Genomic DNA, 17,927 nt, shown 5'->3' with positions numbered 1-17,927 from the left:
GCTCATCGCCGCGGGCTCGTTCGACTAAACCTGCACCGAGGTCAGCTTCTTCAGGCAGCGCAGCGCAAACGACGACCGGCTGTGGCGGATGCCCGGGATGCGATAGAGCTTTTCACGCAGAAAGCGTTCGTAGCCGGCGGTACTTTCGACCGCGACCTTCACGACATAGTCGTAATCGCCGGTGGTGAGATAAGCCTCGATCACCTCCGGCAAACTCGTGAGCAGTTGGCCGAAACGTTCGAGCACCTCCTCGTCGTGGCGATCGAGCGTGACCTCTATGATGACGGTCTCCGGCAGGCCGAGCTTGTCCTGATTGAGCAGCGCGACGTAGCCATCGATATAGCCCTGTGTCTCGAGGCGCTTCAGTCTGTTCCAGCATGGCGTGGTGGAAAGCCCGACCCTGTCGGCGAGTTGCGCCGTCGTCAGGCGCGCATCCTGCTGCAACGCGCGCAGGATCTTGCGATCGATCTCGTCGAGCCTAAGCGCGTCCTTGCGCGGAGCCTTGACCGCCCCTCTGGCACGTCCGACCGGCGCCATACTAAGAACCCTTTTCTGGGATCATTGCCAAATCACAGAATAACTGTGTCGCGTTCCGAGAATAGACCCAGAAGAAAAGAACAACAAGCCTGACCTTTGTTAGTACGATATGCTAACAAAACGAGACGAATGCGGTGTTTTTTCTCGAACTCCAGACCAGCGATATGCACGCCGCCCTCGGTCGCCTGCTCGACCAGACACGTGTCGCGGGGCTTCAGCTCGTAGCCGTCAGCGCTCGGGCGGAAGCGCGCGAATGCCGCATCTCGGTTTCCATAGATATCAATGACCGCGACACGATCGATCGGCTCGCTCGCCGCGTCGGCGCGTTGTTCTGCATTGATGCGATCGAGGTGAGAGGTGAATGCCAATGCCCGACCCCAACCTCACGCGCGACACCATGATCGCGCAGGGCAAGGCGGTTCAGTCCGAAACGCCTACGCCGTTGAAGCTGCACGTGCCGGAACCGGCGGTGCGCCCGGGCGGCAGGCCCGATTTCTCGAACATTCGCATTCCTCGCGCGGGTCAGGTCGATCGTCCAGAAGTCGATGTCGACGCCGAAGCCATACGCGACCTCGCGTTTTCCGTCATCCGTGTACTCAATCGCGACGGCGAGGCCGTCGGTCCCTGGGCGGGCCAGCTCAGCGACGACGAATTGCTCGAAGGCTTGCGCCACATGATGACATTGCGCGCCTTCGATGCCCGCATGCAGATGGCACAGCGTCAGGGCAAAACGTCGTTCTACATGCAGCATATGGGCGAAGAGGCGGTAAGCTGCGCCTTCCGCAAGGCGCTTCTGCCGGGCGACATGAATTTTCCGACCTACCGCCAAGCAGGGCTCTTGATCGCCGATGGCTATTCGCTGGTCGAGATGGCCTGTCAAATCTACTCCAACACGCACGATCCCCTGAAGGGGCGCCAACTGCCCGTGATGTATTCCTCCCGGGAGCACGGTTTCTTCTCGATATCAGGCAATCTTGCCACCCAGTACATCCAGGCGGTCGGCTGGGCGATGGCATCTGCGATCAAGAGCGATACCAAGATCGCCGTTGCGTGGATCGGCGACGGCGCAACCGCCGAATCCGACTTCCACGCGGCGCTGGTGTTCGCCTCGACCTATCGCGCGCCGGTCGTGCTCAATATCGTCAACAATCAGTGGGCCATCTCGACCTTCCAGGGCATCGCGCGCGGCGGCTCGGGTACCTTCGCGGCGCGCGGTCTTGGCTTCGGCATTCCCGCGCTGCGCGTCGACGGCAATGATTACCTTGCGGTCCATGCGGTCGCGAAATGGGCCTGCGAGCGTGCACGCCGCAACCTCGGCCCGACCCTGATCGAGCACGTGACCTATCGCGTCGGCGCGCATTCCACCTCGGACGATCCCGCGGGCTATCGGCCGAAGACCGAATCCGAGGCATGGCCACTGGGAGATCCCGTGATCAGGCTGAAGAACCACCTGATCGTGCGCGGCGCCTGGTCGGAGGAGCGGCACAAGCAGGCCGAGGCCGAGATCACGGACACCGTGATCTCCGCGCAGAAGGAGGCGGAAAGCCACGGCACGCTGCATTCTCCCGAGCATGCCTCCGCGCGCGACATGTTCGAGGGCGTCTTCGCCGAGATGCCGCCGCACCTGCGTCGCCAGCGCCAGGAAGCCGGGGTCTGAACCATGCCACGACGGACAATGATCGAAGCGATCCGCGATGCCATGGACGTCATGATGTCGCGCGACGAAGACGTGGTCGTATTCGGCGAGGACGTCGGCTACTTTGGCGGCGTGTTTCGTGCGAGCCAGGGCCTGCAAGCGAAATACGGAACGAGCCGCTGCTTCGATACCCCGATCAGTGAGCTCGGCATCGTCGGCATCGCCGTTGGCATGGCGGCCTATGGATTGAAACCTTGTGTCGAGATCCAGTTCGCCGATTACATGTATCCGGCTTACGATCAGATCGTCTCAGAGGCCGCGCGGCTGCGCTACCGCTCCAACGGTCAATTCACCTGCCCTCTCGTGGTGCGCATGCCGACCGGTGGCGGCATCTTTGGCGGGCAAACGCACAGCCAGAGCCCGGAAGCGCTGTTCACCCATGTCTGCGGCATCAAGACGGTGGTGCCGTCGAACCCGCGCGACGCCAAGGGCCTTCTGATCTCGGCGATCGAGGATCCCGATCCCGTGATCTTTCTCGAACCCAAGCGTCTCTATAACGGTCCGTTCGACGGCCATCATGACCAACCGGTGACCCCATGGTCGAAGCATGATCTTGGCGAGGTCGACGACGGACATTTTGCAATTCCACTCGGTAGCGCGGCAATCCGCAGGCAGGGGAACGCCGTCACCATCCTTGCCTACGGCACGATGGTTCACGTCGCCGAGAGCGCAGTGACCGAGACCGGGATCGACGCCGAGATCATCGATCTTCGCTCGCTGCTGCCGCTTGATCTCGACACCATTGAAGCTTCGGTCAAGAAGACCGGACGCTGTGTGATCGTGCATGAGGCGACGTTGACCTCCGGATTCGGAGCCGAGCTCTGCGCGCTGGTGCAGACGCGATGCTTCTATCATCTGGAAGCACCGATCGCGCGCGTCGCCGGCTGGGACACGCCCTACCCGCATGCGCAGGAATGGGACTACTTCCCAGGACCCGCGCGGATCGCCCGCGCGCTGGTCGAAACGCTGGAGGCCTGAGATGGCCGAGCGCGTCGTCAGGCTGCCCGACGTCGGCGAAGGCATTGCGGAAGCCGAGCTCGTGGAATGGCACGTGAAGGTCGGCGACGTCGTCCGGGAAGACGCCGTGCTCGGCGCCGTCATGACCGACAAGGCAACGGTGGAAATCCCCTCGCCCGCCGAAGGCCGCGTCGTCTGGCTCGCCGGCAAGGTGGGCGACATGCTCGCCATCGGCTCGGACTTCGTTCGGCTGGATGTGGGCGGCAGGAACGAGCCGGCGCCCGAAGCGGCGAAGGTGGCGCCGCGCACGGCAAGCTTCTCCACTGAAAAGCCCGACGCTGCCGCAAGCCCCCCGTCAAGCACGCCGCCCCTCACACTGAGATCGCAGCCCTCCGTAGCGCCGCTATACCAGGCGAGCGAACGGCCTCTGGCCGCCCCCGCCGTCCGGCTTCGTGCGCGCGAAGCAGGCATCGACTTGCGCCAGCTACGCGGCACGGGCCCGGCCGGACGGATCACCCACGACGATCTTGACGCCCATCTCGCACACGGCCGCACCGGCGCGACAGCGGCGCCCTATCCGGCACAAACCGCGGTAACCGAAATAAAGATCGTCGGCCTGCGCCGCAAGATCGCCGAGAAGATGTCGATTGCGAGCTCGCGCATTCCACACATCAGTTATGTCGAAGAAGTCGATGTCACTGCGCTTGAGGATTTGCGCGCGAAGGTCAACCACGAGAAGCGGCCGGACAAGCCCAAGCTGACGTTATTGCCGTTCCTGATGCGCGCCATGGTGTGCGCGATTGCCAAACAGCCGCATCTCAATGCCCATTTCGACGACGAGGCCGGGATAGTACGTCAGCACGCGGGCGTTCATATCGGGATCGCCACGCAAACGCCGGCAGGCCTGGTGGTTCCCGTCGTCCGGCATACGGAAGCGCGCGACATCTGGAGTTGCGCTACCGAAGTCACGCGGCTCGCCGAAGCGGCTCGGAATGGCAATGCGACCCGCGACGAACTCACCGGCTCGACCATCACGATCACGTCGCTCGGCGCATCGGGCGGGCTCGCGACGACGCCCATCATCAATCATCCGGAAGTCGCGATCGTCGGCGTCAACCGGATCGCCATCCGCCCGCATTGGAACGGCTCGGCCTTCGTGCCGCGTCAGATGATGAACTTGTCGTCCAGCTTCGATCATCGCGTGATCGACGGTTTTGACGCCGCTCAGTTCGTGCAACGCATCAAGCTGCTGCTGGAAACGCCGGCCATGATCTTCATTGGCTCATAGAACGATGAACGAGATCACCTGCAAGCTCCTTGTCATCGGCGCCGGCCCCGGCGGTTATACCTGCGCAATCCGAGCTGGACAGCTCGGCATCGATACGGTCATCGTCGAAGCTGAAAAAGCCGGCGGCACCTGCCTTAACGTCGGCTGCATTCCCTCGAAGGCGCTGATCCACGCGGCCACCGAGTACGAAACCGTTGCGCACGCCGCGGACGGCAAGAACGCGCTCGGAATTTCCGCGACGAAACCGTCACTCGATTTCGTCAAGACCGTCACCTGGAAGGACAACATCGTCCGGCGCCTGAACGGGGGTGTGGCCGGTCTACTGAAGCGCGCAGGCGTCAGGCTCGTGAGAGGATATGCCCGTTTCCGCGACGGCAAGACCGTTGTCGTCGAGGAACCATCCGGCCCACAGGTGATCCATGCCGAAACCGTGGTGATCGCGACGGGCTCCGAGCCGGTTGCTCTGCCGGCTCTTCCATTCGGAGGCCGTGTGATCTCCTCCACCGGGGCATTGGCGCTCACCGAGGTCCCGAAGCGGCTTGTTGTGGTCGGCGGCGGTTACATTGGCCTCGAGCTCGGCACCGCGTTCGCGAAAATGGGTGCGACAGTCACCGTCGTCGAGGCCACGTCACGTATTCTCCCGCAATATGACGGCGAGCTGACCGGCCCCGTCGCCAGGCACCTGAGCGCGCTGGGAGTCACAGTCCTGACAGGCGCCAAGGCGAAATCGCTTGTCGCAGGCGGCACGGCGCTCGCGATCGAAACCGCCGATGGCGAGCAGATACTCGAGGCCGACAAGTTCCTTGTTACCGTCGGTCGCAGGCCCGCCACAGACGGTTTTGGCCTCGAGACTCTCGATCTCGACATGGATGGGCCGTTCATCCGGATCGACGATCGATGCCGCACCTCGATGCGCGGCATCTCGGCAATCGGCGACGTCACGGGAGAACCGATGCTCGCGCATCGTGCGATGGCGCAAGGCGAGATGGTGGCCGAGATCGTCGCCGGCCACCGCCGCGCCTGGGATCGGGTTTCGATTCCGGCGATCTGCTTCACCGATCCGGAGATCGTCAGCGTCGGCCTGTCACCAGGCGAAGCAGACCGGACCGGTCTCGACATCAAGACCGATCTGTTTCCGTTCAAGGCCAACGGCCGTGCCCTGACGCTGAATCGGGAGGACGGTTTCATCCGGACGGTGGCGCGGGCCGACAACCATCTCTTGCTCGGCATCCAAGGTGTAGGTGCCGGCATCGCCGAGCTCTCGGCAGCTTTCAGCCTTGCGCTGGAGATGAGCGCACGCCTCGAAGATATCGCCGCGACCATCCATGCGCATCCAACCCAAAGCGAAGGATTTCACGAGGCAGCGTTAAAGTCGCTGGGGCACGCGATCCATATTTAAACGTGCAGGCACGGCCTATGCCGTTGTGCGCGCCACGGGGGGCCGAAACCCCATCCACTTGAGGTATTGGTCCGCCGCAAAAGGCGCGACAACTGCGAGAGGCTCAGGACGCGCCCTCACTCACCTAGTGGCCATACAAGGTGAAGCTGGTGCTCCAGGCAGCGACCATGTCAGGCGTATAGTCGTACTCGCCCGCTTCCCAATCATCGGTGACATGGTCCATGTCGCAGGCGAGCTCGAAGGCGCCGCCCAGCGGCGTCTTGAAGTACCAGAAATAGTTCGAGCCGAGGACGTGACGTCCTGGACCGGAGTAAGTCTTCCAGCCCTTCTCGGTCAGCCTCTGGCCACCCATCATGACTTCATTGAAGTCGCCGAAGTGGAATTCGATGTGATGCAGCCCGCCCGGGATCTCGGGCTTCTGAATCAGGAACAGGTTGTGGTGATCCGTCGAGCCGTCCGCTCGCAGGAAACAGGACCGGCCGCGGTAGGCATCGGTAATTCGAAAGCCCAGGCGACTGGTATAGAAGTCACGCGCGGCGTTGAGGTCCGGCACATAGAGTACGATATGCCCGAGGCTGCGCGCTTTATGCGGCGCCTTGAAATCGATGCGACGGTTGACGCGCTGGGGCATTGCGCCGGCGACGTTCAATGACGGCTGCGACGTGTCATAGCTGTGACGCTTGGTCACCTGAAACGCGATCGCATAGCCGGTGTCATCGCGTGAACGCAGGATGCCGTCCGAACCGAAGGCGACCTGACGATCCCTGCTCAGCTCGGCCCCCAGAGCTTGCAACGCCTCGTGACTGTCCAGGCCCCAAACGATCTCGCGCGCATTGGTCGCCGCACCGACGGCCATCGGCAACGAACGATCGTTTGCGCCGCGCAAGACGAGATCGGTCCCGTCCAGCGCCTCGAACACTGCGCCGGACTGCCCCTTTTCGCGCTCGTTCAGCCCGAAATCCCGGAGGAATTGCTGGGAGGCGTCCATCTCTTCGACGCCGAGGATGACGCTGTCGACTCCACGGATGCTCATGAACTCTCCTCCTTGTCAAAACGGATGTGCGAGGGTGGTACGGACATGATGACTGAGCGCGAGCGCATCATCGATCGAGGTGGGCGTCGGATTGAGTTCCCAATCGCCAATCTGAACCGAGGCTTCGACCACGAGTTTGCATCGGCTCCAACGCCTCTCCATGAATTGATCGAGCACACTATCGAGATCGATCTCCCCGGCCAGCAATTCCGAAAGCACCACCGCATCCTCCACTGCCATTGCGGCACCCTGGGCATGGTGCGGCGTCGTACTATGGGCCGCGTCTCCAATCAGAAGCACGCGCCCACGGTGCCAGGGCGGCGGCAGCAAAATCGTCTCGAGCGGCTTGTACACGACGTCGGCCGGATTCCGGATGCGCTCACACAATTCGCCGACCAATCCACGATGACCGTGCAAGCGGGCTCGCATCAACTCATCGAGGCAGTCCGCGGGCATCCAGGGATTACCGGGCTCCGAGGTGGTGACGAACATATACATGGTCTTGCTGGTGAGCGGGATCAGCCCGACCTTGTTCGGACCATAGAATGTCGCGCTATAGTCCATCCCGGGCGGCTTCTCGGTGGTAAAGCGCCAGCACCCCTGCCCGGAGAAGCGCGGCTTGAGGCCGTCGCCGAAAACCATGCTGCGGATCTTGGAATAGGTTCCGTCGGCCCCGACCACCAGATCGTAGCTCGCGCGGGCGCCATCGCTGAAGACGACCTCCACCCCGCGTCCGTTGTCGTTCAGGGCTTCGACGGTCACGCCGAGCTTCAGCCTGGCTCCCTTCCGGGTCGCTTCGTCGACCAGAATCTCCTGCAGAACGGGCCGCGGGATTCCGCAATAGCCGACAAAGTCGAGCCCATCGACCTTCGGCATCACGCGCTCGCCGAGCTGCTTTCCGTCCGCATCAAAGTAGAGTGAGCGGCGATAGACGAAGCCGCGGAGCAGACAGGCGTCAGCAATACCGAGAGCGCCATAGGCGCGGATCGCATTTCCTGGCTGGATGATGCCGACCCCGTAGGCCGACCAATCCGGCTTGATCTCGACCAGGTCCGCGCGAATGCCAACGCGGCCGAGCCCGACCGCCAGCGACAGCCCTCCAATTCCCCCACCAACGATCAGTATCTTGCGCGTTTCTTTCAAGAGCAAACTCCACTTCGCTCCCGAGCGACTTATCCCGGCGTCGCTCCGGCCTGTCAAGACAATTTCTTTTTTGCGGGAATATTCGTCGATCCGGCAAGACCCACCCGCCGGGTACGCATCCCCGACGTGGCAGCCCGCACTGCAAAACAGCCAAATGCCTGGTGCGAATTTCCGGAGCGGAGCGTCAGCCGGGTGACGCCGAAACGGCTGGCTTACCGTGACTTACCTTCTGGTGGAGCACCCGCAAGACCATACAGGAAGAGCTGCGACACGAACTCTTTATACTGCTGGAGATGCTGCTGGTTGAGCTCCTCGCCCACGAGGTCGCCGAACAAGGCCCGCTCCGCCATCGGATGGCTGCATACGCCGACCATGGCGAGAAATAGAAAGCGTGGATCGACCTTGCGAAATTCGCCTTCGGCTACGCCCTGATCGACGATGTCGGAAATGTTCTTGAGCGCACCGTAGACCATGTCGTCGCGAACCTTGCGCGCGTCCCTCGATTTACCGTGGATGATGCTCTGAATGATCAGATGGTGGATCGAAGGATCTTCGAACAACGTGTCCAACAACGTTCCGAGCCGCCGGGTAATCTTCTCGCTCGCGGTTCCCGGCCGGACCGAATTATCGGCCTGTTGTTTGCGCAGCTCCGCACCAACCTGAAGGACTGCCGCGTTGATCAATTCGGATTTATCGCCAAAATAGTATCGAATGAGGCCGGGATCGACGCCTGCGACCCGAGCGATATCCAGCCTGGTGATTTGCGCAGGCGGCGTCGTCTTCATCAACTGCCGTGTAGCCGCGATCAGCGCCTCGGGGCCCACCGCCGGCTTGTCCTTCTGCGGCCGTCCTTGTTTGCGCTTGGTACGACGAGGGCGAGTGTTCATGGAATGTCGGCTGGCTTCATTATCAGGACAGCATTAAGTGCGTTGAGGAACCGTGACAACGCAATTTTACGACCTCCCCCACCCGAATCGCCTGTGGCGGGGCTGCCCGACGGCCGAAGGCAGAACCCGGATCAATCAATCGGCGGACACGGGCGGCGCGACAGTCCTGTCCTAGCGTCCTGAAATTCTGACGCCCGGCGGGGCCAGATCGAGCAAACCAGACCACTTCGTCTTTTCATAATTCCGCCGCACATCGCCCCCTCATGTTGACTATTCTTTTTTCAAGGAATATCTTTCCTTTGAAAAAGAAATATAATTCGACGCTGAAAGCCGCAACTCGATCATCCCGAACCTGGGAAGAACGGACAGACGGCCGAGTGTCGAACACAAAACGGGAGGGAAGCGCATGACCGGTGAAGCCACCGCTGTCGTGAAGGGATCGGTCGACGACGTGGTGGCGCGGATCGAGCGCATGCCGATCTCGCGCTGGCATCTCAAGGCTCGCTTCATCATCGGAGTTGCGACGTTCTTCGATGGCTTCGATGCGCTCGTCATCGCTTATGTGCTGCCGGTCGTCGGTCCGCAATGGCAGCTCGGCCCAGGTCAGGTTGGATTGCTGCTATCGGCCAGTTTCTTCGGCCAACTGTTGGCAGCGCTGTTCTTCGGATGGTTTGCCGAGCGTTTCGGTCGCATGCCGGCGATCATCTGGTCGACATTGATCTACTCTCTGCTGAGCCTTGCCTGCGCCTTTGCCTGGGATTTCAACTCACTGCTCGTTCTACGCACGCTTCAGGGCATCGGTATCGGGGGCGAGGTCCCGGTTGCAATCACCTATATCGCCGAATTATCGCGCGCCGAGCGACGCGGCCGCTTCCTTCTGCTGTACGAGTTGGTGTTCCCGATCGGCCTTGTTGCTGCGGTGGTGGTCGGTGCGCTCGTGGTTCCTCACATCGGCTGGCAGTGGTTGTTCGTCGTTGGTGCCCTTCCCGCACTCCTGGTGATTCCCATGCAGCGCATGCTGCCGGAATCTCCCCGCTGGCTCGCAACCAAGGGACGCCACGCCGAGGCCGACGCCGTCGTCAGCATGATCGAGCGCGCCGTGGAGTCCTCGAGCGGCCCGCTGCCGCCGGTCCGTCCGGTGGTCAAAACCCGCGGCCGCGCGACTTCCTTCGCAGACTTGTTCGGATCGCAATATCTCCGTCGCACCCTGACCGCATGGGTGATCTGGAGTGCATGCTTCTTTTGCAACTTCGGGCTGGTGGTATGGCTTCCGAGCATCTATCGCACGGTATTCAAGCTGAGCATTAGCGAGGCCATGATCTACACGCTGGTGACGCAGGCGATCGGCCTCGTCGGTTGCCTGCTGTGCGCTCTCTGGATCGATACATTTCAGCGCCGCGCGTGGTTCGGTACCGCATTCGCGGGCGCGGCGGTGTTCTTCCTGTGGCTGGGCTGGGCCGACCTGTCCTCACCTGTCTCCGTGCTGATCATGAGCTCAGCGGCGTTCTTCTTCATCTCGCTGATCTCGATCGGCCTATATCTCTATACCCCCGAAATCTATCCAACGCGGGCCCGCGCCATCGGCATGACCACGACAGGCTGCTGGTCACGCATCGCATCTTTCCTTGGGCCGAACGTCGTTGGGTTTGCGATGGGCACGTGGGGGCTGAATTCGGTGTTCCTGGTATTCGGTGCTGCCGCCGCCGTTGGCAGCATCGTGGCGTTCATCTGGGTCACCGAGACCCGGCACAAGGTGCTCGAGGAGATATCGCCGTAGCATCGCGTATACCGCGTTGCCCGACTGAACTTCCAGCTCTTCGACTGCGCTCGATGAGCCGGCGGCCTGACCGAAATGATGTTGAAGGAAAACCCGATGCAGTTGAACGAGACACATCGCCCGGACCTGCGTAGCTGGGTGGAGAGCGCGAACGCGCCGGAAAGCGACTTTCCCATCCAGAATTTGCCATACGGTGTCTTCCGTCGCGGTGCCCAGGCGCCCCACGTCGGTGTCGCCATTGGCGACCAGATCCTCGATCTTCCGGCCACCCTCGAAGCCGATCTGTTGAAGGGACAAGCAGAAACTGCGGCGAAGCTTGCGACCGGCACGACGCTGAACGCATTGATGGCAGCCGAGCCCGCGCTGCACGCGGCGCTACGCCGGCGGTTGTCAGAGATCCTCAACGCCGACAGCTCTGAGCGCCCCCGAATCCAGGCCGCTGCCCGAAGTCTGCTGGTCCCGATGAGCGAGACGCAACTGCAGTTGCCGGCGGCGATCGGAAACTTCACGGATTTCCTGACCTCAATCTATCACACCGAACGCGGCGGCCGGCTATCGCGGCCGGACAGCCCGGTGCCGCCCGCGTTCCGCTACCTGCCCATTGCCTATAACGGTCGGGCCACCTCGGTTCGCGCCAGCGGCGAGGCCGTTCGCCGGCCCAACGGCCAGTGGAGCAATCCGGATGGCAAGGTGGAATTCGGGCCGACCCGGCAACTCGATTTCGAGCTCGAGTTCGGCACCTATGTCGGCCGTGGAAACGAGCTCGGCGAACCGGTCGCGATCGACGATGCTTCCGAACGCATCTTTGGCTTCTGCCTCCTCAACGATTGGTCGGCACGCGACATGCAGCGCTGGGAAAGCACACTGGGACCGTTCCTGAGCAAGAGCCTTTCCACCACGATCTCATGCTGGGTTGTCACGGCGGAAGCGCTGGCTCCGTTCCGAGCGCCAGCGTTTCCGCGCCCGGAAGGCGACCCCGCTCCCCTGCCCTATCTGTTCTCCAAGACCGATCAGGCGGAGGGCGGCATCGACCTGACATTGGAAGCCAGCGTACTGACCCCGCGCATGCGCCGCGACGGCTCAGGCCCCGCGCTGATCTGCCGAACCAATTTCCTGCACATGTACTGGACCGTGGCTCAAATGCTCACCCATCACACGAGCAACGGCTGCAACATGCAAACAGGAGACCTGTTCGGCAGCGGCACGACCTCGGGGCCTCACGATGAGAGCCGCGCATGCTACACCGAGATCACCACGCGCGGAACGCAGCCCTTGACGCTGCCGAACGGCGAAAAACGCGCCTGGGTCGAGGATGGCGACGAAATCATCTTCCGTGGTCGTGCCGAGCGGCAAGGTTATCGCTCGATCGGCTTCGGGGAATGCCGGGCAGTCGTTACTCCGGCCCTCAAATCTTAGCGGCTAACCGCGTTTGCGGATGGAAGCATGGGTCGCGTTAACGTATCACGGCGAACGCGACCTATAAGCCCTCGGGTGCGTACGGCTGATCCGGGTGCAGGGATGAGCTGCATTCATGCGGCGCCATTTTTTTTGGCCGCGGTGAGCGTCACCGCTATCCGCGGCCCAGCCATTCAGGCGAAGCTGGCGTCCATGGCCTCGTAACCATGGATCAGATTGTTCAACCGTCGCTTCGCCGAATGCACATGCACCCGTTCAACGTAACGCGTCATTGCGGTCAGAATGGCATGCACTTCCATACGCGCGAGCCCTTGTCCGGCACAACCATGCACACCATAGCCAAAAGAGAGCTGGCCTAGCGGATTGCGCGATACGTCGAACCGATCCGGCTCCGGAAATTTGCCTGGATCGCGGTTGGCTGACGCAAACAGAACAAGAACCCGGGCTCCCTTGCCGAGTTCGACACCGTCGACGTTCGTATCGTGCGCAACCGCCCGGCTGAAGCAGTGAAGCGGCGAAGCGATTCGAAGGATTTCAGCGAAGGCGGACGAAACCAGCGTGGGATTTCGACGCAGTCTTTCGTATTCGTCCGGATGTTCGGCGAAGAGACGCACGGCGTGCTGAAGCGATGTGATCGTGGTGTCGAGGCCTCCGGCCAGATAGGCCACAAGGAGAGCGCGAGCCATCTCAAGCGTGATCCGCCCTTGTCGATGAGCCCCAAGAACCGCATCTCCCAGACTGCCCGGCCGCAGCTTGCCAGGCACCATGAGCTCGGCCGCCCATTGGGCCAGAGCACGCGGATTGCCGAGCGCTTGCTGGGTTCGTGGCGAAGTCTCCGGCCCGAGCCTGTTGAAACCGCCATCGACGAGCTGAAGCACTCTTGGCGCGTCCTCCTCCGCAAGGCCGATCAGGTTGAGGACAACCATTGCCGGAAAGCGGGACGAAAAGTCCGCGACTGCATCAAAGCGACGACCGGCAAGACTCGAGACCAACTGGTCGGCTTTCGCCTGTATCTCCTCAGCCATGCCGCGCAAGCCGCGAGGCGATACCTGTTCGGCAACGACAGCGCGGAGCAGATTGTGGTATTCGCCGTCTGAAGCGAGGATGGTTCCGCGTTGCAGCTTGTTGCCGGCCGCATTCAGGCCGACGCCCTCGCCTGAAATGAAGGTTTCGTGATCCGCAAGCACGCGTCGCGCGGCTTCATAGGTCGGTATCGCATAGTAGCTGCCCTTCTCCATCCAGATGCATGAGCCGAGCTTTCGCAGCTCCGCATACCTCGGATAGGGATCGAGCAGGACCTCATCACTAAACAGATCGATAGAACTCGTTGCTCCAGCCATTGTCCTTCAGACTCTCATCGCGTGGTTCGACGTTGCGCAGCCAACAGGAGCACTAGCGATCGGGACACAGTAATCTAGTCCTCAACGACCTGAAGGGCCGTCAGCGGACACGCTCCGATACCCGCGGCTGCGGCCTCCTCGTCCTCTGGAGCAACTTCTCCATTATCCGGGTTCAAGCGAAGCTCCCCGGTTTCATCGAGACGGTAGACACTTGGCGCGGTCTGCTGGCAGAGACCAAAACCCTGACATCGCTTGCGATCGACCACGACCTTCACGACCTTCCTCCCTCGACAGCCATATTCAGCGACAACGGCCTCGGCTGAGGATTACGGCGAGACCTCCTCGAGCACTCGGTGTCGCGTTTCGATCGCAAGGCACGCCGTCGCCAGAGCCGTCACGAGCGCGATCGCGCCGAGCCCCGCGAAGACGTTGCCCAGGCCGTTATTGGCCATGCCCCAGCCGATCACCGGCGGCGCGGTCATACCCGCGACGCGAGATAATGCGAGCGCAGTGCCGACCCCCTGGGCGCGCAGGCGTGTCGGGTAGAGCTCGGGCGTGTAGAGATAGATCGCCAAGTTGAGCGAACTGACACCGAACAGCGTCAATCCGGTCAGCACGAACACGACGGTCACGTCAGATGCGCCCAGCATACCCAGCCCGCAGAGCGCCGCTCCTGCCAGAACAAACGCTCCCGTGAACCACGCCTTCCGGCCCGTGCGGTCAATCAGCAGCGCGCAGGACAGCGTGGCAGCCAGGATGATCACATTGTTGATCATGCCGAAGTTCAGGGCTTGCTCGAGCGACACCTTGAAAACATTGCGATAGATCGTCGGCAGCCAGATGGTCAGTGGCCAGCTAATGAAGCCGACGGTCATCCAGATGATCCAGATGAGCAGGGTACGAGCCCGGTAGCGGGCGCTAAAGAGCTCGCTCCACTGTCCCGTTCCGGTGGCGACCAGGGGCGGCAACGCCCGCGCAGCAGGAATCTCCTTGCCCGAGGCTCGTATCTCCTGCTCGATGCGGGCAATTGCCGTCTCGGCCTCGTTCAATTTGCCGCTTCGAACAAGCCAGCGCGGCGATTCCGGCAGGAGGCGCAGCAGGAGCAGCACAACCAGCGGCGGCACGCTGCCGATGAGAAACAACGACTGCCATCCAAGAGCCGGGATTGCCCAGCGTCCGATAAAGCCGGCCATGACGATGCCGAAAGCGAAGACGAATTCATACAACAGCACGAAAGATCCCCGTTTCGAGGCGGGCGCAATCTCATTGATGTAGGTCGCAGCGACCGGAACCTGGGCTCCCATACCGAGGCCCTGGAACATCCGGAACACAAGCATGCTCGCCAGTCCCGCGGCGAAGGTCGTTGCGATGCCGCCGAGGGTGAAGATCGCAATCGTGAACATCATGGTACGGATACGTCCGATGCGTTCCGCAAGCTGACCGAAGCCGATCGCTCCAATCATCTGACCGAAAAAGCCCCCGGAGATGAGCCAGCCGATTTCGCCCGGCGTGAGCTGCCAGGCGTGCCCGATGACGGGCAGCACAAGGCCGATCGCGACTGTGTCGATGGCGTCGAAGAAGGTTGCGGTACCGATGATGATGCGTGCCTTAAGATGCCAACGCGACAGCGGTAATGCTTCCACGCGGGCCAGAAGCCGAGCCGACTCCGAGCCCAGAACGGAAGTGTCCTGGTTGGTGACAAGCGAAATCGATCGGACCGTCGTGATGTCCGCCATGGCGCCCCCTCCTTTTTTGTATTTTGTCGATGTTTTCTTTTGTCAGTCGCGCTGGCCGTCAACGAGAATGAAGGCTATGCGGCAGATCGCTCCGGAACGGTTGCTCCAGGCGTGATTGGTGCCGCGCTGGATCAGGACATCGCCGGCCCGCATCAGGGTCTCACTGTCCTCGAGAATGGCGTAAATTTCACCGAACAGGACGATTGCGTAGTCGACGGTATCGGTCATATGCATCCCGGGATGTCGGGACTTGTCGACCACGCGTCTTTCACGATCCGGGAACATCGTCTTTGATGTTCCACCGAACCAGGCTTTGAGCTTCTCGGGATCGTCGGGCTCGGACGGAATGTCCATGACGCGAATGATCGTGCCACTCTTTGGTGGATAGAGTACCTTGTGCTCGGCAATCCAGTCGGGTGCATCCACCGGCGCGGGCGTCGCACTCGTCGACCACATGTTGGCAAGGCGCAGCCCAGGTCGTGCCGGATTGGTCGAGATCACCGGCGGCTCTCCGTCGGCGACGATACAGGAGCGACCGTTTGGGCCGGTTCCAGTGACGATACGGCGGATCGGGGGAAGTTCTGCTGGCATCATATCCTCACGGTCGACATTGCGTCTCGATGAAATCCGTAAACCGAGTCCAGCTAAGGTGATGGATTGCGCGGTCGGTTGCGTTTGACCGCCTCGGGGTGGGTCGAGTCGGCGCCCATGTAGACTCCGCGCTCCCATGTGCGCTTGAGCGGGTCGGCAACATGCAGCGCCATGCGACCAATTCCCTGGATCTCGATCTCGATCGTCTCGCCGTCCTGGATCGCACCGAGTCCCTCGTGATTGGTGCCGCAGGCGATGACGTCGCCGGATTTCATCGTCATCACCGTGGTCGCGAATTCGACCAGTTCGGGGACATGGTGCTCCATGTCGTCGGTATTGTAGTTGTGGCGCAACTGACCGTCGTTCCAGAACTGCACGTGAAGATCGTTGGGATTTTCGATCTCGTCCGACGTGACGATGCAAGGCCCCAGAGGCGCGAACGTATCGAATGATTTGCCGAGCCAGCTCATCGGCTGACTCGCCGGCCACGTGCGCCTGCCCTCTCCGCGCGCGGTGACATCGATGAAGCAGGTGTAACCGAACACGGCGTCACGCCAGTTCTCCCGCTTCACCGATTTGGCGGGTCCACGCATGACCAGGGCGAGCTCGGCTTCGTGCATGAAGATCCATGGACTCGTGAAGTTCGGCAGACAAACGGTGTCGTCCGGGCCGATCACGGCATCCGGGTTCTTCATGAACATGTTGAGAGGGCGCGGCTCGCGCTGGGCGTGCTCCCAATAATTCGCGAGCGCGCAGAGGATCTTGTGCGGTCGCGGCAACGGCGCCCGCAACCGTATGGAGGACAGCGGAAGTACATCGGCATTCTTCTCCAGCTCCACCAGCTTGGGACGCAGCCACTCGAAGTCATCGATGATGCCTTCCATTACGAGCTGCGGCGTGTAGTTCGTTCGCGCAACGGCGGAGATGTCGATGACGCCACGGTCCGTCAGCAGTCCCGGGCGCTGAGGTGTTTTCTCGCCGGTTTCGAACAGCACAAGCTTCATGGTCTACCTCTCCGTCAGCGCGTCGATCAGCGGCTTGCCTTCGATCAGCCTCGCCAGGTTGTCATTGAACTTGTTGACCAGGCGATCGATGGTGCCGGGGCCGCTCCATGCCATGTGCGGCGACAAGCGCACCTTTGGATGCACGTAGAGCGCATGGCCTGCCGGCAAGGGTTCGGGATCAGTCACGTCGAGGCTCGCGGCCGCTATCCGGCCATTGTCGAGGGCTTCGAGCAATGCGTCCTGGTCAACGAGCCCGCCACGGGCGACATTGACGAGATGAAGGCCGGGCTTCATCTGCGCGATGGCTGCACGATCGATGATGCAATGCGTTTCCGGCGTATGCGGCAAGGCCAGCACGAGGTGATCTGCCACCTTTAGCAGATCATGAAGGCTTTCCGCGCGCGTTACGCCTTCCGGCATGGGCTCGACGCTCGATCGGCGCCAGGCGATGACCCGCATGCCGAACGCCAGCGCGCGGCGAGCAACCTGGCTCCCGATGCTGCCAAAGCCCATCAGTCCGAGAGTCTTTCCATCGAGCGTGTCGAGATGGAGCTCTCGCCAGTCGTCCGGGCTCTTGACCCAGGTCGACGGAAAGCGCTTTGCCTGCGCAAGAATGCTCGCCATCGCGAATTCGGCGATCGGTATGGAGTTGACTCCGCGTGCCGTCGTCACGATCGGATGATGGAGCAGCCACTTTGGATAGCCATCGACGCCGGCAGCGGCGAGCTGAACCCATTGCAACGCGCGCGGCCACTTGTCGGGTTTGCCGACCTGACTTGGCTTCAGCAGCTTGAATGGCCCACACAGGAGAATGGACGTTTCGTCTGGAATATCCCAGGCGCGCGTGGTCTCGACCGCAACGATGGAAAATTGCGGCCAGCGCGCGGCCAGCGCCTCGCTGATACGAGCTCCGAAGTGATGGACGATAACCTGGCGATCCGCCGTGATGGTCATTGCTTGCCGCCAACAGCCCCGCTCGGCGCAGTTCGCGCGGCGGCGACGGCCAAAGCGATAGCGCCGTGCAACTGCATGCGCCTTCTCCACCCTCTGCGGCGAGGCTTCTCGACTCGCCTTGTTCATTGTCGCCGTTGGGACGGCGCTTCCATCGCGCGAACAGCATCCC

The 17,927-nt window shown here is 61.9% G+C and carries 17 protein-coding genes; 6 read left to right on the top strand and 11 right to left on the bottom strand.

Annotated elements, in window-relative coordinates; all coding sequences use genetic code 11:
• Positions 1–24: 24 nt before the first annotated feature.
• Complete coding sequence (locus ACV1FX_RS01485; protein WP_473115757.1) at positions 25–537, bottom strand: Lrp/AsnC family transcriptional regulator; 513 nt, start codon at positions 535–537, stop codon at positions 25–27.
• Positions 538–569: 32 nt separating this feature from the next.
• Positions 570–905: a hypothetical protein gene (locus ACV1FX_RS01480; RefSeq protein WP_473115756.1), complete on the bottom strand. Its 336-nt coding sequence runs from the start codon at positions 903–905 to the stop codon at positions 570–572.
• A 29-nt stretch (positions 906–934) separates the two neighbouring features.
• On the opposite strand from ACV1FX_RS01480, the gene ACV1FX_RS01475 reads away from it, so the two are divergent.
• The 4 genes from ACV1FX_RS01475 to lpdA are packed head-to-tail and all read left to right on the top strand — an operon-like array spanning position 935 to position 5,877.
• The gene (locus tag ACV1FX_RS01475; RefSeq protein WP_473115971.1) at positions 935–2,194 is read left to right on the top strand and encodes a thiamine pyrophosphate-dependent enzyme; all 1,260 of its coding nucleotides are present in this window, start codon (positions 935–937) and stop codon (positions 2,192–2,194) included.
• A 3-nt stretch (positions 2,195–2,197) separates the two neighbouring features.
• Entirely contained in the window at positions 2,198–3,211 is a 1,014-nt protein-coding gene (locus ACV1FX_RS01470; protein WP_473115755.1) for an alpha-ketoacid dehydrogenase subunit beta, read from the top strand.
• 1 nt (position 3,212) lies between these two features.
• The gene (locus ACV1FX_RS01465; RefSeq protein WP_473115754.1) at positions 3,213–4,478 is read left to right on the top strand and encodes a dihydrolipoamide acetyltransferase family protein; all 1,266 of its coding nucleotides are present in this window, start codon (positions 3,213–3,215) and stop codon (positions 4,476–4,478) included.
• A gap of 4 nt (positions 4,479–4,482) precedes the next feature.
• Positions 4,483–5,877: a dihydrolipoyl dehydrogenase gene (gene lpdA / locus ACV1FX_RS01460; protein WP_473115753.1), complete on the top strand. Its 1,395-nt coding sequence runs from the start codon at positions 4,483–4,485 to the stop codon at positions 5,875–5,877.
• 124 nt (positions 5,878–6,001) lie between these two features.
• On the opposite strand, the gene ACV1FX_RS01455 is transcribed toward lpdA, so the two are convergent.
• From ACV1FX_RS01455 to ACV1FX_RS01445, 3 genes are all read right to left on the bottom strand, one after another.
• On the bottom strand, positions 6,002–6,910 hold the full coding sequence (locus ACV1FX_RS01455) for a VOC family protein (RefSeq protein ID WP_473115752.1): 909 nt from the start codon (positions 6,908–6,910) through the stop codon (positions 6,002–6,004).
• Between the two features lie 15 nt (positions 6,911–6,925).
• A complete protein-coding gene (locus ACV1FX_RS01450) occupies positions 6,926–8,053 on the bottom strand; it encodes an FAD-dependent monooxygenase (RefSeq protein ID WP_473115751.1) in 1,128 nt (375 codons plus the stop codon).
• Between the two features lie 212 nt (positions 8,054–8,265).
• A complete protein-coding gene (locus ACV1FX_RS01445; protein ID WP_473115750.1) occupies positions 8,266–8,940 on the bottom strand; it encodes a TetR/AcrR family transcriptional regulator in 675 nt (224 codons plus the stop codon).
• A 406-nt stretch (positions 8,941–9,346) separates the two neighbouring features.
• On the opposite strand from ACV1FX_RS01445, the gene ACV1FX_RS01440 reads away from it, so the two are divergent.
• Both ACV1FX_RS01440 and fahA read left to right on the top strand, forming a co-directional pair.
• Positions 9,347–10,717, top strand: a complete 1,371-nt coding sequence (locus tag ACV1FX_RS01440; protein ID WP_473115749.1) for an MFS transporter — start codon at positions 9,347–9,349, stop codon at positions 10,715–10,717.
• Between the two features lie 96 nt (positions 10,718–10,813).
• Positions 10,814–12,133 (top strand): fumarylacetoacetase, encoded by a 1,320-nt coding sequence (fahA, locus tag ACV1FX_RS01435; protein WP_473115748.1) that lies wholly within the window; start codon positions 10,814–10,816, stop codon positions 12,131–12,133.
• A gap of 173 nt (positions 12,134–12,306) precedes the next feature.
• Here fahA and ACV1FX_RS01430 read toward each other — a convergent pair whose 3' ends face one another.
• The 6 genes from ACV1FX_RS01430 to ACV1FX_RS01405 all read right to left on the bottom strand — a co-directional run bounded on the left by ACV1FX_RS01430 (position 12,307) and on the right by ACV1FX_RS01405 (position 17,758).
• The gene (locus tag ACV1FX_RS01430; protein ID WP_473115747.1) at positions 12,307–13,473 is read right to left on the bottom strand and encodes a cytochrome P450; all 1,167 of its coding nucleotides are present in this window, start codon (positions 13,471–13,473) and stop codon (positions 12,307–12,309) included.
• A gap of 74 nt (positions 13,474–13,547) precedes the next feature.
• A complete protein-coding gene (locus ACV1FX_RS01425) occupies positions 13,548–13,748 on the bottom strand; it encodes a ferredoxin (protein WP_473115746.1) in 201 nt (66 codons plus the stop codon).
• A 51-nt stretch (positions 13,749–13,799) separates the two neighbouring features.
• Positions 13,800–15,209, bottom strand: coding sequence for an MFS transporter (locus ACV1FX_RS01420; RefSeq protein ID WP_473115745.1), 1,410 nt, complete (start codon positions 15,207–15,209; stop codon positions 13,800–13,802).
• A gap of 42 nt (positions 15,210–15,251) precedes the next feature.
• A complete protein-coding gene (locus ACV1FX_RS01415) occupies positions 15,252–15,800 on the bottom strand; it encodes a cupin domain-containing protein (RefSeq protein ID WP_473115744.1) in 549 nt (182 codons plus the stop codon).
• A 53-nt stretch (positions 15,801–15,853) separates the two neighbouring features.
• Positions 15,854–16,804, bottom strand: a complete 951-nt coding sequence (locus ACV1FX_RS01410) for a fumarylacetoacetate hydrolase family protein (protein WP_473115743.1) — start codon at positions 16,802–16,804, stop codon at positions 15,854–15,856.
• Positions 16,805–16,807: 3 nt separating this feature from the next.
• Positions 16,808–17,758 carry an NAD(P)-dependent oxidoreductase gene (locus ACV1FX_RS01405; RefSeq protein WP_473115742.1) on the bottom strand — a complete coding sequence of 317 codons (951 nt, stop codon included), beginning with the start codon at positions 17,756–17,758 and terminating at the stop codon, positions 16,808–16,810.
• Between the last annotated feature and the right edge of the window lie 169 nt (positions 17,759–17,927).

The organism is Bradyrhizobium ingae (genome assembly GCF_055791185.1).
Note: the sequence above shows the minus strand (reverse complement) of the source record. Positions and strands in the feature narration are given on the sequence as shown.